The 26,174-nt window shown below is 58.8% G+C and carries 17 protein-coding genes; 10 read left to right on the forward strand and 7 right to left on the reverse strand.

Annotation, left to right across the window (positions count from 1 at the left end; all coding sequences use genetic code 11):
* Nucleotides 1–9: 9 nt before the first annotated feature.
* The 7 genes from dmul_RS09775 to dmul_RS09805 form a co-directional block, all read right to left on the reverse strand.
* Entirely contained in the window at nucleotides 10–363 is a 354-nt protein-coding gene (locus dmul_RS09775) for a response regulator (RefSeq protein ID WP_020878267.1), read from the reverse strand.
* On the reverse strand, nucleotides 360–2,108 hold the full coding sequence (locus dmul_RS09780) for a sensor histidine kinase (RefSeq protein ID WP_234979118.1): 1,749 nt from the start codon (nucleotides 2,106–2,108) through the stop codon (nucleotides 360–362). Before dmul_RS09780 ends, dmul_RS09775 begins: the two co-directional genes overlap by 4 nt.
* A 121-nt stretch (nucleotides 2,109–2,229) precedes the next feature.
* Entirely contained in the window at nucleotides 2,230–3,462 is a 1,233-nt protein-coding gene (locus tag dmul_RS09785; RefSeq protein ID WP_020878265.1) for a response regulator, read from the reverse strand.
* A gap of 24 nt (nucleotides 3,463–3,486) precedes the next feature.
* Nucleotides 3,487–5,613, reverse strand: coding sequence for a SulP family inorganic anion transporter (locus dmul_RS09790; protein WP_020878264.1), 2,127 nt, complete (start codon nucleotides 5,611–5,613; stop codon nucleotides 3,487–3,489).
* A gap of 18 nt (nucleotides 5,614–5,631) precedes the next feature.
* Nucleotides 5,632–6,216 carry a TetR/AcrR family transcriptional regulator gene (locus dmul_RS09795; protein WP_040416412.1) on the reverse strand — a complete coding sequence of 195 codons (585 nt, stop codon included), beginning with the start codon at nucleotides 6,214–6,216 and terminating at the stop codon, nucleotides 5,632–5,634.
* 212 nt (nucleotides 6,217–6,428) lie between these two features.
* Nucleotides 6,429–8,093: an AarF/UbiB family protein gene (locus dmul_RS09800; RefSeq protein WP_020878262.1), complete on the reverse strand. Its 1,665-nt coding sequence runs from the start codon at nucleotides 8,091–8,093 to the stop codon at nucleotides 6,429–6,431.
* Nucleotides 8,090–11,533 carry a DUF748 domain-containing protein gene (locus dmul_RS09805; RefSeq protein WP_020878261.1) on the reverse strand — a complete coding sequence of 1,148 codons (3,444 nt, stop codon included), beginning with the start codon at nucleotides 11,531–11,533 and terminating at the stop codon, nucleotides 8,090–8,092. The genes dmul_RS09800 and dmul_RS09805 overlap by 4 nt, the downstream gene beginning before the upstream one ends.
* A gap of 298 nt (nucleotides 11,534–11,831) precedes the next feature.
* On the opposite strand from dmul_RS09805, the gene prxU reads away from it, so the two are divergent.
* From prxU to dmul_RS09860, 10 genes are all read left to right on the forward strand, one after another.
* The gene (prxU, locus tag dmul_RS20925) at nucleotides 11,832–12,551 is read left to right on the forward strand and encodes a thioredoxin-dependent peroxiredoxin (protein WP_081651649.1); all 720 of its coding nucleotides are present in this window, start codon (nucleotides 11,832–11,834) and stop codon (nucleotides 12,549–12,551) included.
* Nucleotides 12,552–12,888: 337 nt separating this feature from the next.
* On the forward strand, nucleotides 12,889–16,566 hold the full coding sequence (locus dmul_RS09820) for a transporter substrate-binding domain-containing protein (protein ID WP_020878258.1): 3,678 nt from the start codon (nucleotides 12,889–12,891) through the stop codon (nucleotides 16,564–16,566).
* Between the two features lie 435 nt (nucleotides 16,567–17,001).
* A complete protein-coding gene (locus dmul_RS09825; protein ID WP_257785916.1) occupies nucleotides 17,002–17,637 on the forward strand; it encodes a response regulator in 636 nt (211 codons plus the stop codon).
* 37 nt (nucleotides 17,638–17,674) lie between these two features.
* Nucleotides 17,675–19,375, forward strand: a complete 1,701-nt coding sequence (locus dmul_RS09830; protein ID WP_020878256.1) for a hybrid sensor histidine kinase/response regulator — start codon at nucleotides 17,675–17,677, stop codon at nucleotides 19,373–19,375.
* Nucleotides 19,372–21,090, forward strand: coding sequence for a hybrid sensor histidine kinase/response regulator (locus tag dmul_RS09835; protein ID WP_020878255.1), 1,719 nt, complete (start codon nucleotides 19,372–19,374; stop codon nucleotides 21,088–21,090). The genes dmul_RS09830 and dmul_RS09835 overlap by 4 nt, the downstream gene beginning before the upstream one ends.
* Nucleotides 21,091–21,233: 143 nt before the next feature.
* Complete coding sequence (locus tag dmul_RS09840; RefSeq protein WP_020878254.1) at nucleotides 21,234–21,962, forward strand: response regulator; 729 nt, start codon at nucleotides 21,234–21,236, stop codon at nucleotides 21,960–21,962.
* A gap of 47 nt (nucleotides 21,963–22,009) precedes the next feature.
* On the forward strand, nucleotides 22,010–22,738 hold the full coding sequence (locus dmul_RS09845; RefSeq protein ID WP_020878253.1) for a response regulator: 729 nt from the start codon (nucleotides 22,010–22,012) through the stop codon (nucleotides 22,736–22,738).
* 2 nt (nucleotides 22,739–22,740) lie between these two features.
* Nucleotides 22,741–23,544, forward strand: coding sequence for a response regulator (locus dmul_RS09850; protein ID WP_052018599.1), 804 nt, complete (start codon nucleotides 22,741–22,743; stop codon nucleotides 23,542–23,544).
* 164 nt (nucleotides 23,545–23,708) lie between these two features.
* On the forward strand, nucleotides 23,709–24,803 hold the full coding sequence (locus tag dmul_RS09855; protein ID WP_020878251.1) for an HD-GYP domain-containing protein: 1,095 nt from the start codon (nucleotides 23,709–23,711) through the stop codon (nucleotides 24,801–24,803).
* Between the two features lie 200 nt (nucleotides 24,804–25,003).
* Nucleotides 25,004–25,927: a GGDEF domain-containing response regulator gene (locus dmul_RS09860; RefSeq protein WP_020878250.1), complete on the forward strand. Its 924-nt coding sequence runs from the start codon at nucleotides 25,004–25,006 to the stop codon at nucleotides 25,925–25,927.
* Nucleotides 25,928–26,174 lie beyond the last annotated feature (247 nt).

Genomic DNA, 26,174 nt, shown 5'->3' on the forward strand with positions numbered 1-26,174 from the left:
ATCGTCTCCTCAGGTCTTCAGGATCTCGTTCATCCTGGCAATCAACTGGTCGATCTGGATCGGCTTCACGAGGTAAACGGCCCCATCGACGGCGCCCCTGCGGTAATCCTCCTCCGATCCGTGTCCGGTCAGGAAAATAAACTTGATGTTGGGATATTTTCGTTTCAGGCGATCCCGCAGCTCGAGGCCGGAGGTTCTGGGCATTTTCACATCGAGAATCGCCAGGTCGTAGGGCACGGTTTCGGCGGATTTGAGGGCGTCCTTCGCATTGGTGAACCAATGGGCCTCGATCCCACGGATCTCCAGCCGCTCCGCCAGGGTCGAGACCAGTTCTATTTCGTCGTCAACCAGCAAAATGTTCACTTGGGATTCTCCTTTTTGGGTTGAGCATCCACGGGCAGGCGCACGATGAAACACGTCCCCACGCCTTCCTCGCTTTCCACGTCGATCTGCCCGCCGATCTCCTTGACCAGGTTATAGGTGATGGAAAGACCGAGCCCGGTGCCCCCTTTCTGGGTTTTGGTGGAAAAAAACGGCTCGAACACCCGCCGAAGATCGGCCTCGGAGATGCCGCACCCGTCGTCCTTTACGGAGACCACCACCTCCCGGGCAGCGTTCAGGACCGCTGAAATCTCGAGATGCCCGCCGTCCTCCATGGCCGCGAAGGAGTTGTTGATAAGGTTCAGGAAGATCTGCTGCAGCTTCCCGCGATCGCTTTCGATGAGCGGCACCGCGTCCTGCACGGCAACGGTGACGTCGATGGAGCGATACTCGGCCTCCTTCCCGGTAAAACTCAACACCTCCCGGAGCAGCTCCCCCACGTCGATCTTCTGGAGCATTACGTCGGACTGGCGTGAGAAGCCCAGGAGCCGTTTGGTGATGGTGCCGCAGCGTTCGACGGACGCGATGATCGCGTCGATGGTCCGGATCAGGCGGGGATCGTCGGCATATTCTTTCTTATAGCAGAAAAGATCTTTGATCAACCCCGCCTTTTCGTTGATGATGGCCAGCGGGTTGTTGATCTCGTGGGCGATCCCGGCGGCCAGGCGCCCGATGGAGGCCATTTTGCTGCCGTATTCGAGCTGGTGAAGGCTCATGAGACGCTTCTGGTCGGTGACGTAGAGATTGTTCACCAGATAGGTGGCCACCCCCAGGATGACGAGGAGGATGATGGTGATGCTGGCCACCAGGAACCCGATCAGCTGAAGCCGCGTCTGGTGCCAGGATTTCATCATCGCGCGCTTCAGCTTGACGATGACGAGGATGAACGGCGTGTTGGGGATGTAGGCGTAGCCGAAGATGATGGGCTCGCCTTTGACGTCCTGGATTTCATGCACCTCGGTGCGGTCCGAATACGCCGGCACCGGCAGGGAGAAGGGTTCCAGAACCTTGCCGTGGTACCGGCTCGGCGTCTGGAGAATGCCGTGGTCGTTGATCATGAAGGCGTCCCCCCGGCCGCTCAACTCCAGTTCGGAGAGGAGCAGGATGAAACGATAGGTGTCCAGGGACGAGCGAAGGATGTAGAAATCGCCGTCGGGCAGATCGTATTTCACGGCGATGACGAGATGGGGGACGTTCCGGAATCCCAGGAAGACGTCGCTGATGTAAATGCCGCTTTCAACCACCTTCCGAAACCAGGACTGGTCGCTGTAGTCCTTTCCCTTGAGGTTGTAAGGACCGACATAGGCGCGCTGGAGGCCGGCGGCATCGATGACCCCCATGTCCTCGAACCCGCCGCCGAATCCCTTCTGAAGGTCTCTCAGAATTCTGGCGAGGTTCGATTCGTCCATGAGGGATTCGAAGGTGTTGTTGTGGACCAGGAAATCGAGGGCTGATTTGCGTTCGTCCAGGAAAAAGGAGATGCTGCGCTTGGTGTTGGAGACGCTTCTGGCGGTTGTGAGGAGGATCTCCGACTCGATGGACGACTGGGTGACGTTGTAGTCGATGAGCGTAATGGCGATGAGGGGCAACAGCGTCACCCCGGCGGTGAGGGCCACGGTCAGCTTCCAGATCCGGCGGAAGTTGAACATGTGCTTGAACGGGCCCTGGGTGTGGACCGGAAGGTTCCAGAAGGCGGGTTTCCATTTTTCGAACAGGGTTCGCATCATCTCTTTATCCTCGCAGGACGTCGGGTCCCGCCGCCCCGCGTCGATACGTCATTGGGGGGCGGGGTCCGGATAATGTCCGCCCCTGACGGGGCGGACGGATGCCTGGGGCGATCGGGCCGCTTCAGGAACGGTCCCTGGATCGGGCCCGCTCCCGCATCTTGGCGTTGGCGGCCTTGAGGGTTTCACTCAGCACATCGATGTTGACGGGCTTCTGGAGATAGGCGAATGCCCCCAGCTCCATACAGAGCTGTTTGTCCGCGTCGCTGCCGTGGCCCGTCAGGATGATGACCTCGATCTCCGGCCGCGTCTGCTTGACGCGGCGGAGCACCTCGATGCCGTCGATGCCCGGCATCTTGAGGTCGAGGATCATCACCTCCGGATCGTCCTCCCGCACGATGTCCAGGGCCGATTCACCGTCGTAGGCAACGGCCGAGCCCATATCCCGCATCATCAGGCGCTCCGAAAGGGTCTGCACGAACTCCCGCTCGTCGTCCACCAGCAGCACCTTGGAGGGGACCTCGAAATCGAACCGGCGATAGATGTCCGTCTGGTGGAAGTCCTTTCCCGTCTCGGTCTGCACCTTTTGGACCCCGGGGACCTTCTGTACGATGCTCTTGAGTTCCTCCTCGAGCCGGTGCAGCATCAAGACGAACTTGTTGATGGTCAGGACGACCACGCCCTCCCTGGCACGAACCCCCACGCTGTGGCCCTCCCGGGCCAGGGCCGCCTCGACCTCGGCGGCCAGGCGAAAGTCCGCCACGGCCTTTTGGGAACGCTCCGTCCGCTTCAGCACCTCGCTCCCGACGTTGTCGACGATGAGGGCCGCCGCGTCGGCGGCGTCGGTCTTGTCCGTGGGCACCAGGATGTCGTAGAGGACGGGATCCCAGGGGTCGTCCTTGTCAAAAAGCATCTTGACCCATGCGGCGCAGTCTTCGTCGCTTTTGCGGATGAGGTTCAGGGCCTCCTTCTCGGAGACGGCTTTTGTCTCCCGAAGTCTGGCCACACGGCTGCGGATGTCCGCAATCAGGCACACCGGCATGACATGATTGATGGATCGGGGGATCAGAAGCCCGGAAAATCCGGTGATCAGAAGATCGTCGTCCGCCAGGATCTCGGCGAGGGCCATGCGGAGATGGGCCACGGCCCGCTCCTTTTCATGGGTGAACCGATTGAAAAGCGAGGTTTTCGCAGAAAAGGCGCTGCGGATCTTTCCCTCCGACATGTCGGAAAGACCGGCGGCCCGACCGATGATATCGTTTTCCTCGATTTTCCGATAACCGGTCCGCGTCTCGACCTCGCGGATCACCGCCGCTTCGTTGCAGTATTCTCCGCTGAACAATGTAATGACAGGCATGGGGTTTCCTCCTTGATTCTCGTATTATGCGATGCGACAGACGGTGGTGAGCGGACATGTGGTCTCCATCGCACCCGTGTGGGTTTGGCCGTGGACGGCGCAAATGGCCTTTTCCATGGTGGGATAGACGTGATCCCGCCCGATCTTGTTGATCAGGTGGGTTCGCTCCAACACCGCCATGACCGATTCGTTCACACCGCTGAGGGAGATGTCCACGCCGCCGCTCCTGACGGTATCCACCAGAATGGACAGGATTTCCTCCCCCGAGGCGTCCATGTCGTTGATGCCGTTGGCGACGATGATGATGTGTTTCAAATTCTTCTGTTGCTGCAGCCGATCGTTGATCTTGTCCTCCAGATAGCTGGCGTTGGCGAAGAAGAGTGGGCCGTCGAACCGCACCAGGTCGACATACTCGCACCGTTGGAGGCCGTGGGCCACCGCGTCCCTGAGCCCTTCGTCGTCGTGTCGGGAAAGGGAGGTCACGGTAGGCCGCATCATTTTATACAAAAAGACGATGATCGACAAGACCACACCCACCATAATCCCCTTGTCCAGATGGGGCGCGAAGGCGAGGGTGCAGAGAAAGGACAGGATGGATATGGCGCCGTCGTACCACTGGGCGTGCCAGGCATGGATGAAGCCGGAGACATTGATGAGGCCGATGACGGCCATCATGATGACGGCGGCGAGGACCGATTGGGGCAGATGATACAGGAGCGGGGTGAAGAAGAGCAGCACGATGACGACGGCAAAGCTTGTAAAAAGACTGGAAAGCCCCGTCACGGCCCCGGACTGGAGGTTGACCGCGGACCTCGAGAAGGAGCCCGAGGTGGGATAGCTTTTTCCCACGGCGCCCAGGATATTGCCGAGGCCCTGCCCGATCAGTTCCTGGTTGGGATCCAGGCGCTGGCCGGTTTTGGCGGCCATGGCCTTGGCGATGGAGATGGCCTCCATGAACCCGAGAAGGGAAATGATGGCGGCGAAGGGAAGCATCCGCATCATGACGCCGAAATCGATTCTGGGGACCGAAAGGGAGGGAAGCCCCTTGGGAATGCTGCCCACCACCGCGCCGCCGCCCATCATCAGAAGCTGTTCGGGGTCGAGAAGACTGTTGCCGATTTTGACCCGCCAGATGCGGCCGTCTCCGGTTTCACCTGCCGGAAGGGTGCCTTTGGGATAGAAAAGGAGGGAACCGTCGGGCTGGGGCGCTCCTTCGAAGAGATAGGCGCGTATGCGTTCACGGTATTGATGGGACTGGTTGCCGAGGCGTTCCATGTTGAGGTTGACGACGCCCAGATCGTGTTCGACGTCCAGGAGTTTCAGCTCGTCCCGGCTTGCTTTGGCCGCCTCCATCTCCTGGGTCAGCCGGGTTCGCTCTTCCGCCTTCAGGGGGATCTCGGAAACGATGCTGTTGAATGCCGCGATATCCGTGCGGGCCTCTGGGGACATGAGGGCGTCCAGCCGCGCATGGGTGTTGTGCTCGAAGCCGATGGCCCAGGCGATGACGGTGGTGAGCGCCACCGCCACCAGAACGTTGGGGACCTTGGGGGCCAGCTTTTTGAGGCCGTACATGATGACGAAGGCAGCCGCGCCCATGATGAGGGTCGGCCAGTGGGTGTAGTGGGCGGCGGCCTGGGACACCCGGATGATGGTTTCGTAGTGGTGTTCCGCACTGTCCACGGTGACGCCGAACATCTTGGAGAGCTGCGACGACGCGATGATGATGGCCGCCGCGTTGGTGAAACCGTTCACCACCGGATGGGACAGGAAATTGACCACGAGCCCCAGCCGGAGGATGCCCAGAGAGAGCTGGAACAGTCCCACCATGAGCGCCAGAAGAACGGCATAGGCGATATAGGCCTCACTGCCGGCGGTCGCCAGGGGTGCCAGTGACGCCGACGTCATCAAGGAGACCACGGCCACCGGCCCCGTCGCCAGCTGACGGCTGGAGCCGAAGAGTGCCGCCGTCATCGGCGGCAGGAACGAGGCGTACAGCCCGTAATAGGACGGCAGCCCGGCCAGCTGGGCATAGGCCATGGACTGGGGGATCAGGACCAGGGCGACGGTCAATCCCGAGATGACGTCCGCCTTGAAATCCTCCCCGCGATAGGATTTGAACCAACCGATGAAAGGTAAAACCTTTTCGATCATTACTCCTCCCTGCAATTATCATGTTTGTTTTTTCAGCATGTTTCTGCACAATTCGATCAGATTGTTGTACAGAGCCCCTGCGTTATATAATTGGTACGTTTTGAACCGTACCACTCCGTCGACCATGGCAAGCAGAATGAGGGCGGTCTTGTGCGACGAGACCTCCCGGATGGAGCCGTCGGCCTTGCCTCTTCGAATCGCCCGTTCAAAAATGTCAACGAAACAGTTGTAGATCACTTCGAGATGCCGGCGGCAGACCGGATTGACTTCGGCCAGACGATAGGGATGATTGCGGTGGAGGAGCATGAACCACTCTTCCCGCAGTCCCGCCATATAAAGAAAAAACGAAACGACGCCTTCCACCATCTCCAGGCCCGATTCAAAGATCTTTTCGTTGAAATAGTCGTCGAAGGCCTTGAGCAGACCGTCTTTCGTCTTTTCGAGCACGGCGAGGAACAGCTCTTCCTTGTTGCTGAAATGATAAAAAATCGTGGCGCCGGCAATATCCGTCATCTCGGCCAACTCCGCCATGGAGGTGCCGTTGAATCCTTTCCGGGCGAACAGCTTGGTCCCGGCCACGAGGATGGCTTCTTTTTTGGTCATGATCTCCTCTTCGACTGACAACAGGCGTATACTGATCATTCAATCAGCCTGACTGATTAAACAGTCAGTTTTTAAACGCACTGTAATTCCCCCCGAGGATCTCGTCAAGGAAAAAATAATCTTCACTCAACTTTCGACTTTCACAGGCCATATCCTCGCGCCACCGCTTGCCGGTCATCGTCATGAAAGTCGAAAGTTGAAAATCTTCAGTCTCAATCCCCGGCGGCGGTCCATAGACCGGTCATCATGGCCGTGCCCTGTTGAAAAAATAGCGTCATGAGATGTTGGGCAAGGATTCGGAGGTCGAGATTGGAGATCAGGCTTCGATAGTTTTCAGGGCGGTCCATGAACGGAAAGCTCCAGGCGGCCCAGCGTTGAGGGCCCTCCGTCATCATCAGGAGGGCCATTTCCCCTGCCATGGCCTTGTCGAGATCAAAGGCGGGGCAGAGGTCGAAGAGAACGCCTTCCAGGGTGAAGAAGGCTTTCCGGAACAGCAGCAGATCCGAGGGAAAGCGGAACCCTTCGAGGGCGAGGCCGTCCAGAAGCACGAAGGTCTTCCCGGCGATGCCGCCCGTCAAATACCGATTGTCTGCCGTTATGGTGTCGATCGCCCTGTCGAGCCGTGAGCGGAAAGCGGGCGTATACCGGTCATCATCAACGGAAAGATCCTGGATGCCCTGGGAAATCCTGTCCCGTGCCGCCATGAGAATCCCCAGCATCGTAAAGATCAGCCGGCTGCGTTTGTCTCGCGGCAGGGTACCGGAAAGGCTCCAGTCGATGAGGCCGAGTCGGAAAGATCCCGTGATGTCGCGGCACTGAGCGAGAAGGTTCCCGGCGTGGGGGTCGCCGTGGAAGGGCGGCCGGGGGTCCGGGGAAAAGAGGGGCCGCCAGATAAGAATCCTGAACAGATCCTCCGCCAGGCGCCGCCGGTCCTCCGGCGTCGTGCAGGCCTCCGTGATCTTTTCACCGCCCAAAAACGCCATGGCGGTGATCTCCGGGGTGGAGAACGGGTAGAGCGTCGGCACCCGGGCCGGTCCTCTGTCGTGATAAAACCGAAAGGCCGCCTTCAATTTTTTCTGTTCACCCGAAAGGTCGGCTTCCTCCATCAGGGCCGAACGAATGTCCTGGAAAACATCGGCGAAATGAAGATGTTTCAAGGGATATCGATGCCGCCGCGCGTCGAGATACCCGGCCAACTCGGGAAGGAGATCGAGCTCTTCCCGAAGGCACGATTCAACCCCGGGCCTGAGCATCTTGAAAACCCCCCTGCGGCGCGTCCCGTCTTCCCGGACGAAAGTGAACGGCACTGCAAGCCCGACGCTCGCCTCGGCAATGGGCGCGCTGCCGATCCGAATGTCGTACCGGGCGATGTCTTCTCCGAGGGCTGCCTGGATTCGTTCGATGATGTCGTCCATGGGAACGGTGCATGGGGCGTGCTCCAGAGCGACCAGCCAGTTTTTGAGGGACGGATCCAGGTGACGGTTTCGGGCGATGATCTGCCCCAGCTTGTGGAGTGTCGGGAGGTGCCGGGCCAGCATCAGGAGACGGGCTCCGGCCGGGGTTTCCGGGCTCAATCGGGCCTGATCCGCCATGAGCCTGGAGATCCGTTCCACCGGAAGACGGGAGAGGATGAACCGGATGCCGTCGGTAACCACCTGTCGATATCCGCCGTAGACCCGGGGGAGCACGTCCGCCGGCCTGAGGATCGCCACGATGTCGTCCGCAGCCTGCTTCCGAAACCGGTCATGTCCAACGGCGTCGGCCATTGCCGTCAGCCGCGCCTCAACATCGACGCGGCTCAGGGTTTCGGACAAGTGCCGGAGAAATTTTTTCCGCCCATCAAGGTCAAAGGGCAGGGACGGCGAGGTCATGTTCATCGATTTCCTTTCGGTGCCCCCGCCGCCCCGGGGCTTTTGGCTTCCAGCGCCAGTCCCGCGGACGCGGCGTTTTTTCCGGATTTCGCCTCGGGCGGTCCCGCGGAGACACGTTCCCCAGGTATGCCGTTCTCGCCGGTGAGGACTTTGACCACGGCTGTCGCCCGTTCCGCGGCGAGGTTTTCCAGGGCTTTCGGTTCCAGGGGCTCTGCTTCAACCAGGCGCTCGAAAATCGTCTTGGCCGCCCTGCCCGGATCCGGGGACTGTGTTTTCTCGGCGGCGTCGATCTCCTCTTCCAGTTGATCCGCGGCCTCACCGCCGAACCGTTCCTCAAACCATTTCTCGAGAGTCTTCCGTACCCGTCGGTTGCTGAAATCGACGGGACCCGGATCCTCGCCGGGCTTCAAGGGAGTCTGCCGTTTTTCAGCCAGAGTCCTTCGAACCCGGCGTTCCCGCAATACCCGACCATCCGCCTGTGCATCATAGCGGCCCGTCACGACGACCTGAAGCTGAGGCCGTTGCTTCAGCGCCTCACGCAGTTTGTCGAGCTTCTCCCGTTCCGGGGGGGAGGGTGTTGCGCTTCCCGGCTCGAAAGCCACTGCCTCCAAATCCTTGCCTTCGATGCCCAGGAGGGCTCCCAGGGCACGGAAGGGGGCGGTGGCGATTTTGGTGATCAGGTTGGTGAAGGCTTTCCAGATGATACCCCCGAAACTGAATTGAGGGTCGTTGAGGTTCCCGCGGACCGGCAGCCCGATGTCGATGACGCCGTCGGCATCCTGAAGCAGGGCCACGGCCAGGTCCAGGGGCAGGTTGGCGGCATCGGGGCTCTCCACCTTCTCCCCCAGGATCAGCCGATCGACGATGATCTGGTTGTCGCCCAGCATCTGGCCGTTGTCGATCTTGTACTCGAGATCCAGGGATATCTTTCCCGAACGGATGCGGCGTCCCGCGAACTTGCCCGAGTAGGGCGACAGCCGGGTCATCTCCAGATTCTGGAAGATCATGGCGATATCCATGAATGCCTTGGGATCGAAGGTGTTGATTTCCCCTTCGATCCTGGCGGAGCCGTATTCGTTGACGCGCCCCTCGAGCTTGATCTGAGCCCGTGTGTTTTTTTCGGACGACATGCCGATGACGACCCCGGCGAGCTCCCCGATCTCGGTGCCGAAGGGGGGCGTAAGGCTGAGATCGGTGAAATCGAGGCTGCCGTCCGCCAGGCGAACCTTCGAAATCCGAATGGGGAATTCGTTGGACGGCGCTTCAGGCGCCGATTTTGCGACGGTTTTGTCCTTCGGGGGCGTCTTGATGATCTTGACGACGTTGACGGTCCCGTCCTGGTCGATAAACAGCTTGCCGGCGGGCTTCGAGAGAACGATCTCGTCGATGGCCAGCCGGTTGGGCGACAGGTGGAGGCGAAGCTGGCCGGTTTGGAGAGACGACCAGCCCACAAGGGTTTCCTTGGATCCGGTTTCCACCACCCGGAAATCGTCGACCTGAATCTTCCCGGCATAGACGGTTTTGGCCCGCGCCTTTTCGGCGCCGTGACGGAGCGTCCCCTTTGTGGAAAACCGGCCGGAGAGCATCTCCACGTCCACATACGGCGTGATGTAGGGCTGGACAGGGGTCAGATCGAGGTCCGCCACGTCAAGGTTCACCTCGGCCGCCGGCCCCGCGGGATCGACGGTGCCCCCGGCCGACAGCCGCCCCCCCTGAACCGCCGTCATCGCCAGCGTGAACGTCGACGGAGATCGGCCGTCAACGTCCAGGAGTTCGAGGGAGACGCCTTCGATCCCGAAGACCGGTTTTTCGGGATTCACGGCGGCGTCGATAAAGGACGACCGGAAATCCGAAATCCCGATCTTCCGCACCATGAATTGCCAGGGATCCTGGGCGTCGGACGGCGGGTCCGGTTTTTTTTCGGTGACGTCGGCTTTTGCCGGAGGGATGAGCTTCACGGCGTCGATCCCGCCGGCGGCGTCCCGGGCCACGGCGATCTTCCCGCCGCTCATCTCGACGGCATCTATGGTGATGGACCGATCGGCCAGGTCGACGGCTCCCGACGTGACCGCGATCACGGGGATGTCGATGATCGGCCGGGAAGCCCCCTCGAGCGCCGCCGTGGTGCCCTGGATGCGGGATTCGATCCCGGTGAGCTTGACGCTCACCGGTCCCGGGCCGGTTTCAACGGCGGCCTTGAGGGCGAGGTCAACCGGTCCGGCATGGATCGCCGCCGAAGGCTTTCGGCTTGCATCGGTGAAGGCGAGGTTGACGTCGTCCACGGTGAACCGGTCGACCTTCAGGCGCCAGGGGGCTCCCGGGGGGGACGGCGGTTTCGATGGGGATGTCGTCGGGTTCGATCGCAGGATGTTCTGGAGATTCACTCGTCCGTCTGCGCCGATGCCGGCACCGAGGCGGCCCCCCCGAATCGATAACGCGCCGATCCCGACCGTTCGGCCGACCGGGTCGACGCGGCCGCCCTTCAAGGCAATTTCGGTCAGTGCGAGGAAGGGTTCGGGCTCTTTTTCCATCTGCAGGGCCAGATCCGAAAGTCGAATCTCGAGGTCGTCCACCACGGCTTTCGTGCTCCCCTCCGTCATGGCGAGGTCATACCCCAGTTTGACCCCCAGGGCGCCCCGGGGTTGGCTCAGGTTCAGGGCGTCCCGGGCAAAGGGCCAGAGCGTGGCCGCCTTGAGGGATTCAATGGACAGTTTTCCCGAGGAGGCGATGGGTGCAAGGGACACCCGGCCTTCCCATCGAAAGGTTCCCCCGTCGGGAAATTTGGCGCCGAGGGTGTAAGCCCCCTCCCGGTCGGCCAGGGTGGAGATATTGTTGAGGGCGACGTCGACGGGGTGAATCGCCAGGGCGGCGGGTCGGGATTGTCGGAGGTCCGCGATGTCGATTTTTCCGTCCTCGATGGCCACGGCGTGGACGAGCAGCCTGACGGGACCGCTCTTTTCGGAATCGGCGTCGGTGTCGTCAGGACTGTCCGGCCCGGGGGCAGGGGGGTCCGGCACGGCAGGACCCAGCTTCGCCCAGTTGAGGGCCCCGTCTTTTTCGATCACGATGCGGGCCGACGGCGAATCGAGCCGGATGTCCCTGAAGGTCCACGCCCAGCGGAAAAGGCTGCTGAGCTGGAAATTCACGAACAACCGGTGAAATCCCGCCAGGGTGCGGTCGTTTTTTTCCCGGAGGCTGAAGTCGGTGACCTCCGCGGTGAGGAGGAACGGGTTCATGCGAACGCTTCCGATGGTTGCAGGGGTTCCGAGGGCGCTTTCGAGGCCTCTCGGCACATACCGTTTGACCAGGTACGGCGCCAGAAAAAAGCCGACCAGGGTATAGAAGGCCAGCGCCGCCGCTGCGATGACGACCGGCCTGGATAAGAGGACGCGCTTGATGCGGGATTTCATGTCCGCCCGGGGTTCGGGTTGATGGGACGGGTTCATGGAGACCTCCTTGGCTGTTTTAAATGCGGCTGCCGGAATGCGATGGGTGTCGGGGAGCGACACGCGATACGGTCTTCGATCTTTCTATACCCGATGACGGCCCGATGTAAATAAGAGAAAGGGCTTTTACCGCTGGGGCGCGGGTTGAAATCCTGAATGCACCCGAAAAGCGGGTCGGGATCGGAAGTGGGAAGTCAGATTGATTTCATCGATACGCGGCGCAATTTTCATTGACCTGTTCAATCCATATGGTATACATCGTTATTGGTATAATTCGCATAATTAAAAGGAGGGCGTGATGAGTGACGAAGTGCCGGTCGGCTGCGCCAGACCCACCGGAGGCCCCGTCGGCGAAACCGTCGATGAGAGCCCCGAAACAAAACCCACCATCGTCAAGGAGGTTTCACCTATGATTCAAGTCGGCAAAAAAGCGCCGGATTTTGTCGCCCCGGCCTATCAGCAGGGCAAGTTCGTTTCCGTAAAACTCTCGGATTACCTGGGCAAGTGGGTGGTGCTGTGTTTCTATCCCGGGGATTTCACCTTCGTCTGAGCGACGGAGATTTCGGCAGTTGCCGAAAAATATCCCACCTTTCAGGAACTGGGCGTTGAAATCCTCTCCATGAGCATCGACAGCGTCTTCGTCCACAAGATGTGGAACGACGAGGAACTTTCGAAGATGGTCGAGGGCGGCGTGCCGTTTCCCATGCTTTCGGATGCCGGCGGCAGGGTGGGAAAGACCTTCGGTGTCTTCGACGAGGCAGCCGGCGTCGAAACCCGGGGACGGTTCATCATCGACCCCGACGGGGTGATCCAGGGATTCGAGGTGCTCAATCCACCGGTGGGGCGGAACATCAGCGAGTCCATCCGCCAGCTCCAGGCCTTTCAGCATGTTCGGAACACCAAGGGCGCCGAAGTAGCGCCGTCTGGCTGGCGTCCGGGGAAAGTGACGCTCAAGCCGGGTCCCGATCTCGTCGGCAAGGTATGGACGGTATGGAAAACCGAGATGGCCTTTGATTGATCCGCCTGACGCGCATCGGATTCGAGAAACATCCGGTTCGTCCGAAAAATGATCTGCCGCGAATGCATCACCCCTGATGCATTCGCCGGTCTTCCTCTCCACCCCTTCCGTTCATCCCCCGGCTCCTCCATCCGGTCACCATCATGAAATCGAAAGTTGAGATTGCTGTTTTGATACGCTTTTGGGTTGCCTGCGCGGAAAAGATCTGATACCTTTTTTTATAGGTAATTTGTGTCTGTGTTGTCTTGAATTCGGAAATTGACGGATGATGCGATTCTGGTCATCATCCGTGACAAACGCTCTAATTTCAGCCCACTGAATCGATCTAACGCCGTTTATGAACCTCCTTTCCAAAAACCGCCTGCTCGCGCTGACGTTTTCCGGCATCATCACGATCTCGATGATCGTGCACGCCGGTCCTGTCGCGGAAGCCCGGAAGGAAGCCGCACCTATCGCCGCCGGCGCCGAAGTCGATTATCCGCCCTTTTCCTTTGTCGACGCGGAGGGGCGGGCCACCGGTTTTTCGGTCGAATTGATGCAGGCCGCTCTCACCGCCATGGGGCGGAATGTCGCTTTTCAGGCCGGGATATGGTCGGATGTCCGGAGCCGGCTGGAAAAAGGCGAGATCGACGCGCTGCCTTTGGTGGGGCGGACCCCGGAACGGGAGCGCATTTTCGACTTTACCTTCCCCTACATGACGCTCCACGGCGCCGTCGTCGTCCGGAACGACACCACCGGCATTCGGACGTTGGACGACCTTAGAGGGCGGAGGGTGGCCGTCATGAAGGGCGACAATGCCGAGGAGTTCCTGCGACGGCAGGAACGCGGCATCGACATCCGTACCACGCAAAGCTTCGAGGTCGCCCTCACCGGCCTTTCAGCAGGCCGATACGATGCCGTCGTCATTCAGCGCCTGGTAGCCCTGCGTCTGATTCAGGAAACCGGTCTCGCCAATCTCAGGATCGTCAACCGTCCCATCGAAGACTTCCGTCAGGATTTCTGCTTTGCCGTCCGTGAAGGCGATCGTGAAACCCTGGCATTGCTCAACGAAGGACTGGCCCTGGTCATGGCGGACGGGACCTACCGCCATCTTCACGCCGGATGGTTCGCCGCCCTGGAGCTTCCCTTGAATCGCCGCATCGTGATCGGCGGAGACAACAATTATCCCCCTTATGAATATCTGGATGAAAACGGCAGGCCGGCCGGCTACAACGTCGATCTCACCCGGGCCATCGCCCGGGAGCTGAGCCTCGACATCGAGATCCGACTTGCGCCGTGGGCCGACATCCGCAATGCCCTCGCCCGGGGTGAGATCGACGCCCTTCAGGGGATGTTCTACTCGCCCCGGCGGGACCTGGCCTTCGATTTCAGCCCGCCCCATATGGTCAATCACTGCGTCGCGGTGGTTCGTACTGCCGCGGCGCCGCCCCCGACAGCCGTGACGGACCTCGTTGGAAAACAGATCGTGGTGCAGGAAGGCGACATTATGCATGACTTTGTGATTGAAAACGGGCTGGAGGAGCAGGTCACCACCGTTCCGACCCAGGAGGACGCGCTCCGGGAGCTGGCGGATGGGCGCCACGACTGCGCCCTGGTCTCCCGGATGACGGCCCTCTACTGGATCAAGAAGTACGGCTGGCGTTATTTGAGCGTCGGCCGGCGCCCGCTGTTTTCCGCCGGATACGCTTATGCCGTGCCCCACAACCACAAGCCTCTTCTGGCGGAGTTGAGCGAGGGCTTGAAAATGATTGAGGACAGCGGAGAGTACCGCCGCATCTATACCCGCTGGATGGGCGTATATGAAGCGCCTGAACCCGGATTCAGAGCCTTCATCCGGTATGCCGCTATGGTCATTGCTCCGTTGGTCCTGCTGCTGTTGTTTTTTTTCCTCTGGACCTGGTCCCTCCGAAAGCAGGTGGCATTGAAGACCATGCACCTCGAAAAGAGCGAGAAACGGTTCCGACGCGCCATCGAGGAGGCCCCGTTTCCCATCATGATTCACGCCGAGGACGGCGAAGTGATGACCCTCAGCCGCACATGGAAAGAAATTTCCGGGTATACCGGCGAAGCGGCGGGCACCATCGACGAATGGACGTCATTGGCCCACGGGGACCGGAAAGTGGAAGCCCGCGCGGTTTTCAGCAGGATTTACCGCCCGAACGACCCTCACGACGACATCTCGTTCGAGATCGTCTGCCGCGACGGTTCCGTCCGGATATGGAATTTCAGTTCGACGTCCCTGGGAAAACTTCCCGACGGTCGCGGAATCGCCATCACCATGGCCGCCGACATCACCGATCTCAAAGGCGCCCATGAGCGCATCCAGCATCTCAATCATGTGCTCAGGGCGATCCGGGACGTTAACCAACTCATCATCAGGGAACGGGATCCCGATGCACTGATCCGCGAAGGCTGCCGGCTTCTGGTGGACCATCGCGGCTATGATTCCGCCCTGATCGTTCTCGGCGACGAGAACGGCCGTCCCGTCTCCTGGTCCGGAAACGGCACGGCATTTACATCGGAGACGTTGACCCAAATGCTCGAAAGCGGTCAACTGCCCAACTGCTGCGCCGTCGCCCGTTTTACGGACAACGTCCTGGTGATCGACGACCGGGAAGCGGTGTGTGAGGGGTGTCCCATATATGACGCCCAGAACGGCTCGGAATTCCAGTCCCTTTGCGCGCAACTGCGTTACGAGGAGCGTGTTTTCGGGTATATCGTCGTCGCCGTAAGGCAGGGCCTGATCGTGGATGATGAAGAGCTGGGCCTGTTTACGGAAATCGCCGGCGATCTGGCCTACGCCCTTCACGGCCTGCACACGAACGACGCTCACAAAAAGGCCAACACCGAGCGCATGTCATTGGAAAAACAACTGATCCAAGCCCAGAAGATGGAATCCATCGGTCGGTTGGCCGGCGGTGTGGCCCACGATTACAACAACATGCTGAGCGTCATTATGGGCTACACGGAGATGGCGATCGAAAAGACCTCGCCGTCCGCGCCGATCAGACACGATCTCAACGAAATTCTGGCGGCGGCGCACCGTTCGGCGAACATTACCCGGCAGCTGCTGACCTTTGCCCGCCGAGAAACCATAGCTCCCAGAGTGCTTGATTTGAACGCCGCCGTAAAAAACACCCTCAACATGCTTCGCCGCCTCATCGGTGAGGATGTGGCGTTGATCTGGCGTCCGAGGACCCGGCTGTGGCCGGTCAAAATCGATCCGACCCAGTTCGACCAGATCCTGGCCAATCTCTGCATCAACGCCCGGGATGCCATTACCGATGTGGGCAGGATCATCATCGAAACGGACTGCGTGACCCTCGGCGAGACATACGTCGGTCGCCATCTGGACGATCCCCCCGGCGAATATGTGGTGCTGTCGGTGACGGACACGGGGTGCGGTATGGATCGGGAGACCGCGGCGCGCATTTTCGAGCCGTTTTTCACGACCAAGAATCCGGGGACGGGCACCGGTCTGGGATTGGCCACCGTCTACGGCATCGTCAAGCAGAATAGAGGGATCGTGAACGTCTACAGCGAACCGGGCCGAGGGTCCGTCTTCAGGATCTATCTGCCCCGATTCGAAAAGCCCAAGGCTGAGAGGGTCGCGGCCGTCGCCGAAGAGATTCAAAAAGGGCGTGGCGAATGGGTCCTGCTTGTGGAGGACGAAGCGTCGATCCTGAAGCTGATGGAAACAATGCTGCATGACCTCGATTACAAGGTATTGCCGGCCAAAAGTCCTGCCGAGGCCCTGGATCTCGCGGCCACGACATCGCATCCCATCACCCTCCTGATCACCGACGTGGTCATGCCCGAAATGAACGGACGGGAGTTGGCCGAAAAACTCCGGCGCCGCCGTCCCACCCTCCGCTGCCTTTTCATGTCGGGCTATACAGACACCGCCATCGCCCACCACGGCGTGTTGATGCCGGGCGTGAACTTCATTCAGAAACCCTTCTCCATCAAAGATCTCTCCAACAAGATTCGGACTGTTCTGGAGGCTGAAGGCTGAAGACTGAAAGCTGAAGGGGTGCGTCTGTGACGAACGGGGCTCTTATTCCGCTTCAGCAGTTGAGGGATACATACAGGCTGAAGACTGAAGGCTGAAGGCTGAAGGGGTGCGTCTGTGACGAACTGGGCTCTTATTCCGCTTCAGCAGTCGAAGGTTATAGACTACAGCCGGTAGTCTAAAGGGGTGTGCCTACGGTGAACAGAACATGTAACCCTCCTTCAGCCTTCAGCCTTCAGTCTTCAGCCTCTCTTCTCAGTCTTCAGCCCCCGCAACATTTTATAATTTTTTCTATAAGTTTTAACTCGCTTCATATCTTTTGATTACAAATAGTTAATTCAATTTCCGGGCTCTGCGGCGCTAAAAACCCCGTGTTTTTGTTTGACAGGGGTGATGTGCGGGGCTATACGTCTCAAACGTATCATTGGTTGAAATTGTATCAGGGCGCGTTCATCCCGCTCCGTCTTCAGGAACGGAGGAGATGTTACAGAGAAGGAACGGTTTTCCATGGCGCTTGAAAAAGATATCCTCACCGTCTCGGAAGCGGCAAGGATGTGCAGTGTAACCCGGGCGACGGTCTGGCGGTGGATCAAGGCGGGCAGGCTGCGGTCGGCCGCAACCGCGGGTGGACACCACAGGATCCATCTGGATGATCTGCAGGATCTCAGAAGAAAAAACGACATGGAGATCCGAATCCGTTACGGCCGGGCTGAAAGGCGGATTCTCATCGTGGATGACGATCCCGGTGTCCGAAAGGTTCTGACAAGGACGCTCTCCAGGGAGGGTTACACCGTTGCATGGGCTTCGGACGGTTTCGAGGCGGGCCTCCAGACCATCAGATTCAAACCGGATCTCATCATCCTCGATCTATTCATGCCGCGCGTCGACGGCTTCGAAGTCTGCCGTCGCATCAAGAGCGACAAGGAGACCGCCCATATCAGGATCATCGCCGTGTCGGGTTTCGCCGACCGGGAGAATCGGCAACGGATTCTCGACTACGGTGCGGATCGCTTCATGCCAAAACCCATCGATATCAGATCGATCCGAAAAGGAATTTCAGATCTTTTGAAATAACGTGAAGCCCACACGAAATATTTTCCGGGAAAGCATCATGACAGAACAGCAGGATTCCACACACACAAACATTCTCCTGATTCGGAACGGCCTCGACATCCCAGACCGGGAAACGGTTCGCACCGGAAGTCGCGAACGGCTGCTGAGCGCGACGCTGGATGCATTGACCGCCCATGTCGCCGTTCTCGATGAAACCGGCATGATTCTTACGGTCAACAAAGCGTGGCGGGATTTCGCCGCTGCCGCCGATGCCAAACCCGAAGCCGTGTCTGAAGGGGTCGACTACCTCGGCGTATGCGATTCGGCAACAGGCGATGACGCCCCTCTGGCCAGGGCTTTCGGTGCGGCCGTCAGAGACGTCATCCACGGTCGAAGCGACTATTTCGAGGTGCAATACCCCTGCCACGACGATCGGGAAAAACGCTGGTTTGTAGGCCGGGTGACGCCGTTGCCGGGGTATTCTCCCCCGCGAAAGGTCGTCACCTCTCACCTGAACATCACGGATCGGGTGGTGATGGAAAAGGAAAGGGATCGGCTCGAGGAACAGCTCAGGAACGCCCAGAAGCTGGAGGCCGTCGGCACCCTGGCCGGCGGGATCGCTCATGACTTCAACAACATCCTCTCCGCCGTCATCGGGTATACCGATCTCCTCCTCGAGGAGGCCGACGCCTATCCGGCGATCCGGGACGACCTGGAAGAAATCGCCAGGGCCGGGATGCGCGCGAGGGACCTCGTGGCCCAACTGTTGTCGTTCAGTCGTCAGGCCAGAACCGAGACCGGTCCGGTGCAGATATATCTGCTGGTCAAGGAGGCCCTCAAGATGTTGCGCTCGGCCCTGCCCAGCAACATCGAGATCGTACAGGAGATCCAATCCTTCGCCGAGATAACGGCCGATCCGGGACAGATCCATCAACTCCTCATGAATCTTTGCACCAACGCCTACCAGGCCATGCGCGAGGACGGCGGCGTCCTGACCGTCCGGCTGGAGGATGTCGAGGTGGATGCGTCCCACACGTTGGCCTTTCCGGATCCGGCGCCGGGTCCTTATCAACGCCTGACGGTATCGGATACGGGTGTCGGCATGGACGAGGCGACCCGACGCCGCATCTTCGATCCTTATTTCACCACGAGGGAAAAAGGGGAAGGCTCGGGGCTGGGCCTTTCCGTGGTTCACGGAATCGTCAGGACCTATGGGGGCGGCATTACGGTTGACAGCCGACCCGGGAAAGGCAGCACATTCACGATTCTGCTACCCGCGATAAAAGCCCGGGAAACAGCCGTTGACCCGGTGGCCGAAACAGTGCCGTTTCCGGTAAATGAACGGATTCTGTTTGTGGACGACGAACCCCAGATGCTGCGAATGGCCCGACAGATGCTTCAGAAGACCGGATACCGGATCGACACGTTGGACAGCAGCCTGAAGGCCCTCGAACAATTCAAAGCCGATCCGGACGGGTACGACATCGTGATCTCCGACATGACCATGCCCGGCCTCACCGGAGACCGGCTGGCCGTTGAAATTCTCAAAATCCGGCCGGATCTGCCGATGATCCTCTGCACCGGATTCAGCGAACGCATCGACGAGGACCGGGCCGCGGCCATCGGGGTGCGGAAACTGGTGATGAAGCCCTTTGTCCGCGCCGAACTGGTTCGCGCCGTCCAGGACGCCCTGGCCGGGTCGAAGGGCACCGACGGTCCGGTTTCAGGGGCATCGACACGATCGGCAGGCGAGCCGTGATCGCACATGTCGATCCGGCCGGCGGCGTTGCCCGATGGGGCGATACCATGGAAACGGTTCAGCGGATATTGGTGGTGGACGACGATCCCGTGGTTCTGAAGCTGATCTCGAGCATTCTGGGGAAATCCTACGATACGGACGTCGCGGAGAGCGCCGCGGCGGCAAAGGACCTTCTTGCGGCCTGCGCCTACAGCCTCATGCTCACCGACATTCAGATGCCCGGCGAGACCGGAGAGGCGCTGATCCGGTTTGTCAGGACCGCATTTCCCCAAACCGCCGTCGTAGTGGTCTCCTGCGTGAGTGAAACCCGGGAGGCGAAGCACCTGATCGAGCTCGGGGTCTACGGCTATATCGTCAAACCCTTCACGACCCATCAGATCCTCATCGCCACGGAGAACGCCCTTAAGCGACGAGAGCTGGAGATGCGGCGGGAGCTGGACCGAAAGACGCTGGAGACGGCCGTCAACGCCAAGACGGCGGCATTGGCAACCGCGCTGAACGACCTGAAGCAGGCCAACCAGGAAATGGTCGAGCTGGTATCGGGCATTACCTCCATCTTCATCGGTCTTTCACCCGCCATGACCGTCATGCAATGGAACAAGACCGCCGAAAAGGTCTTCAATATCCCGGCCGCCAGGGTCCTGAACAGGTCGTTCTGGGATGCGCCGATTTCATGGGATTGGGATCCGCTCCGGCAAGCGGTGGAGCGGTGCACGACGTCCCGCCTTCCCGTCGATCTGAACGATCTGGTCATCCGGCGGCCGGACGGCGGGAACGGTTTCGTGGGACTTCGGATGACGGCCATTGAATCCGACCCAGAAAAGCCGACAGGAATTCTGGTGATGGGGGCGGACATCACCGAGCGGAAGATTCTGGAAGCGCAGCTGACCCAGGCGCAAAAAATGGAAGGCATCGGTCAGCTCGCCGCGGGCATCGCCCATGAAATCAACACCCCCATTCAGTATGTGGGAGACAATGTCCGGTTCATGAAGGATGCCTTCGAAATTTTTCTCGATGTCATTCAGGCATACGAAAAACACAACGCTTCGGATATGAGAGCCAACCGGTTCGACGCCGCCTCGGCCGGCGCGGGGCGGGTGACCGCGGCGTCGGAGCTCGAATATCTGGTCGAGGAGGTGCCCAGGGCGATCGAACAGACCCTGGAAGGCATCAGCCGCATCAGCAGGATCGTGCGATCCATGAAGGCGTTTTCTCATCCGGGTGCCGAGGAAAAAATCGCCGTGGACATCAACAGGGCCCTCGAGAGCACCGTCTCCGTCTCCAGGAACGAATGGAAATACGTGGCGGAAATAGAAACGGACTTCGATCCGACGCTGCCTCTGGTGTCCTGTTTTCCCGGTGAACTCAACCAGGTCTTCCTGAACATCATCGTCAATGCGGCTCACGCCGTCGAAGCGTTCCGCGGCACCTCGAATGACGAAAAAGGATGCATCCGGATCACCACCCTCAACCAGGGCGACGCGGTCGAAATCCGCATCGGCGATACGGGCGGCGGTGTTCCCGAAGCGATACGGGATCGCATTTTCGAGCCCTTTTTCACCACCAAGGAGGTGGGCAAGGGGACGGGGCAGGGGTTGGCCATCGCCTATCGCATCGTGACGAAAAAGCATCAGGGCACGATCCGGCTCGAAACGGAAAACGGCAAAGGATCGGTTTTCGTCATCCGGATTCCCTATGGGAACCAGAGCCGGTGAAAGATCGCTCATGGATCGGAAAATGCGAATCCTCTTCAGAATGACGGAAAGACCGTTCCCGAGGGTTTCCGGCGCAGGCCGTATCCTCCCGGCACCGGCCCATGAAAGTCGAAATCGAGTTATTCAATCGTGGGAGATACCATATGAATCCTTTTACCATCGGACACCTGTCGTCACAGCGCCTCCCGGACGCCGTCCGAAATGTCGTCCGGAACCTTAAGGGGCTTCCGCTCGACGTGGCGGCGAAGCCCATTCCCCTCGAAATCGAAAACGAGGATTTATCCCAATATGACTGCCTGTTTTTCCGGGGGGACACCCCCCAATGGGAATGGATCGAGACACTGATGCGGCTGAAACGGATCGTTCCCCGGATCCCGGTCATCGTCCAGGTGCCGCAGGGGAGCATTCAGGAGGGTTGGGCGGTGATGCGGACGGTGCCTGCCGTCATTCTCATGGACAGTCCCGATGCACTCGGCGGCATTCTTGGCAGGGTCGTCGCATCCAGTCGAAAACTCCGCAAGCAGGTGCTTTTCGTCGATGACGACGATCTTTTTCTGCAGCTCTACAGTCATGCCTTCGCGAAAACCCCCTGGCGGATTTTCACGGCTGCCGATGCGGCGTCCGCGTTGGAGGTGTTATCCGGCAAAGCCGTTGATCTCGTGGTTACCGACATCAAAATGCCCGGTATTCACGGCCTCAAGCTGATCGAAGAGATCCGGAAAATCGATCGCTGGATTCCCGTCATCGTCTGCTCCGCATACAAGGGCTTGAAGGCGGAGTCGGACATGTATTTTTATCATGTATCCGCTTTCCTGAGCAAACCTTTCGATATCAAGGTGCTGAAGGAAAAAATCATGGAATTGATCGGTTGAAGGAACAAGGCCGCCTGTCGTTCCCTATATCCAAAGAGGAGTCTTTCATGAAATCCGTGACGATCGGTTACCTGGCGTTTCAGGACCTTCCGGATGCCGTCCGACGCTTCAACCGGAACGCAGCCGAAACAACCTTTGAAGTCCGCTTTAAACCCCTGTCGAAACTCATGGAGGCGAACGAACTGGTTCAATATGACGTCGTATTCGTCCGCATGCAGACCCATCGGTGGGAATGGCTGGAAGTGTTGTTGTTTCTGAATCGAACGGCCGCCCACATTCCGGTGATCGTCATGACCCCGTCGGGGAGTCTCGGACACAGGCGTCGGATTCTGCAGACGGTTCCCGGCGTCTTTTTCATCGACACCCCCGACGCTTTTGACGAGACCCTGACGGGGGTGATCGACTCACCACTGAAAAGGATCAAACAGGTTCTTTTCGTCGACGACGACGAAAACGTGCTGAACGGGTATAAGCATGCGCTCTTCAGGTCGCCCTGGAAGATCCACACCGCATCCAGCGCCCGAAAGGCATTGGAAATCCTCTCCACCGAATCGATCAGCCTCATCGTCACCGATATCAAGATGCCGGAAATGCATGGTTTCGAACTGATCGAGGAGATTCGGAAAATCGACACGTCCCTGCCCGTCATCGTCTGCTCCGGCTATCACGGACTCAAGTCCGAAGCGGATCTCTACTTCCACAATATTGCGGGTTTCGTGGAAAAACCGGTGGAGATGCCGGTGCTGGCGGCAAAGATCAAGGAGATGCTCAAGTGAGGATGATGCGACACACTCAGACACCGTCGGACGTCCGATGCGGATATCGGTGGAAGCCGTCCAGGTCCGACCAGGGGTTTCCGCCGGATACGGCGCCGGACACCCGAATCGACATTGGAAAATCGGTTCTGAACCGAATTTTCGAACCGTACTTCACCACAAAAGGCAAAACCAGGGGAACAGGGTTTGGACTATCGGTGGTTCACGTCATCGTCAACGCCGGCGGAAGAAATATCCGGATGGACAGCACCCAGGACCGGGACACGACGCCTTACATCCATCTTACCGCAGGGGATCCCGAAAGTCCGGAAGCGGGAAATACCGACAATAGGCCGCGCTCTCAAAAGAACACGAAACAGATTCTCATCGTCGACGATGAAACGGCTGTTGTTCGCGTGATGCGCATCATGCTGGAGCGGTTGGGCTACCGCGTCACCTCCCGAACCGACAGCACCGAAGCACTGAAAGTTTTTGCCGAAACGCCGGATGCCTTCGATCTCGTCATTACCGACATGACCATGCCGAACATGACCGGTGACCAGTTGTCCCGGAAGATCATAAAAATCCGTCCGGACATCCCCATTATCATCAACACCGGCTACAGCAATCTCATAGACGCGGAAAAGGCCGAAAAAATAGGAATCAAGGGCTTTCTGACAAAACCGGTCGTCAAGAGCACGCTGGCGACCGCGGTCAGGCAGGCGATTGCCCAGAGGAAGCGAACCAAACCCATCGAATCGAAACCCTCGGATCCCAATCTCGCGACACCCTCGAAATCCGATCCCGCAGCGGATCATGACGCGTAATATCCGATGACGGTTTCCAGGAACGCCGACAATGACAACCCGGCAAAACAAAAACAGATCCGGAGCGACGGAAACGGAATTTCAACGGAAGTTCAGGATTACGGCGGAAGATCGCCATTGGCCTTCATCGCCTGGATCATCCTGCGGAGAGTTAATCTAAAGACATGCAAAATCTATCAAACTGCACCATACTGGTGGTCGACGACATCAAAACCAACATCGACATTCTGGTGAGGACCCTCGGCAAGGAATATCGTATACAGGCGGCCATGGACGGCGAAAGTGCGCTCAAGTCCGTGGAGAAAGCGCCGCCGGACTTGATTCTTCTGGATATCATGATGACGGGAATGGACGGCTATGAGGTGTGTCGGCGACTGAAGTCACAGGAAGAAACCCGGTACATCCCCGTGATTTTCCTGACGGGACTGAACAACGCGGAGTGCGAGGCCAAAGGACTTCGACTCGGCGCGGTGGACTTCATCACCAAACCCTTCAGCCGTGATCTCGTAAAGGCCCGCGTTCACAATCACCTGGCGCTCAAGCTTCACCAGGACCGTCTGGAGGACATCGTCAAGGAAAGAACGACAGCGCTGCAGTCGACCCTGGACAAACTGACTAACGCATCCCTCGATACGATCTTTCGGCTCTCAAAAGCGGCTGAATACAAGGATGAGAACACCTGCTTCCACATCAAGCGGGTAAGCGATTTCGCGGCGGCGGTAGGCGCCAGGTTGGGATTGAGCCGTGATTTCGTGGAAAATTTGCGGTATGCGGCGCCTATGCACGATATCGGAAAGATCGGCATACCGGACCGGATTCTTCTTAAACCCGGGAAATTGGATGCCGAGGAATGGGACATCATGAAACAGCATACCGTCATCGGTGGAAAGATTCTGCAGGGAGCGGACAACGACTTTCTGAAAATGGGGGAAAAAATCGCACTGAGCCATCATGAGAAATGGGACGGCAGCGGATATCCCAACGGTCTTGAAAAGGATGAGATTCCCATGGAGGGGCGTATCGTAGCGGTGGTGGACGTTTTTGATGCACTGACCTCGAAAAGGCCCTATAAAGATCCCTTTCCAACTGAAAAATCATTTGAAATCATCGAGGAGGGGCGAGGCGGCCATTTTGATCCCGATGTCGTGGACGCTTTCTTTGACATACGCAATGAAATCCTCGACATCAAAGCCAGGTACCGGAACGAAGAAGCCATGTCGATGCCGTGTAATGCCGCAGCAGTGAAGCAGCACCGCTGAAGCGGCGCCGAGACCGCCGCGGTCGGGGCAGGGACGGCTTTTACTCCAACGGCGCGGGCTTTTTCCACGAACAATCCATACGATTCGAATTCGCTGTTGACAAGGAAAGTTTTTCATGGAAATAGCCGATCTATCGTTGAGGCGGAATCGAAATAATGAACATAAAGCCGACATGAACGCTGCCTTAGGGGGCATGGCTGATGAAAATTCTGATTGTCGAGGATGAGCCGATATCGAAGCGCGTCCTGGAGGCAAATCTCCTGGACTGGGGCTATGATGTCGTCACCGCGTCCGACGGTCGGGAGGCGTTGGAGATCCTTCAATCTCCGGAGGCCCCGAGCCTGGTGATTTCGGACTGGGTAATGCCCAGAATGGATGGGCTGACCCTTTGCCGTAAAATCCGAAAGATGACGATCAACGGGTACACCTACGTAATTCTATTGACGGCGAAGGAGGCGAAAGCCGACGAGATCAAGGGGCTCGAGGCCGGTGCGGACGACTTTCTCACCAAGCCCTTCAATCGGCAGGAGCTGAAATACCGAACCCGGATCGGGGAGCGGATCATCAACCTGGAGCGTCGCATATTGAAGCTCGCCAACACCGACGCCTTGACGGGTGTTCTGAATCGGCGGGCGTTCATGGAAAAGATGCATGTCGAAATGGCCCGGTCCCGCCGAGAGATGACCCCTTTTTCCCTTGTCCTGTGCGATATCGATCATTTCAAGGAGATCAACGATACCCACGGCCACCAGATCGGCGACGCCGTACTCCAGGCGTTCACAAAACGGTTGTCGGCCGCCGTCAGGCCTTACGACTTCATCGGACGGTACGGCGGAGAGGAATTCCTGATCGGCCTCCCGGGAACCGACCTCGCTGAAGCCGCATCCGCTGCCCAGCGGATGCGGAAAAGCACGGAGAATACCGACTCCCCCCTCATCGATGCGCCGGAAGGATACGATGCGATCTGCATCACCGCCAGCTTCGGAGCGGCCGTTTATACCGGAGACGCCGAAGACACCTCGGACCACCTCATCAAACGGGTTGACGACGCCCTCTACCGGGCCAAGCGAGAGGGGCGCAACCTTGTCTGCGTCACCCCCGGGAGAAACAAGGCTGAAGGCTGAAGGCTGAAGACTGAAGGGGTGCGTCAGCGATGGACGGGGCAATTATAGCCTTCAGCTTCTAAAGGCTATAATCCGACGGCGTGTGTCTGTTGTGATTGGGGCGTTTTTGCCCCTTCAGCCTTCAGTCTTCAGTCTTCAGCCTCTCAAAAGCCTTTTGCCTTGATTCCCGCCCTTCCTTGAGATCCCCAAAATCATGAATTACATTAAGGGCGTCAACGATTCGTCGGTTTTCGTCGGGAAGAGACCG

The sequence above is a fragment of the Desulfococcus multivorans genome, from assembly GCF_001854245.1.
In the GTDB taxonomy this organism is placed as follows: Bacteria; Desulfobacterota; Desulfobacteria; order Desulfobacterales; family Desulfococcaceae; genus Desulfococcus; species Desulfococcus multivorans.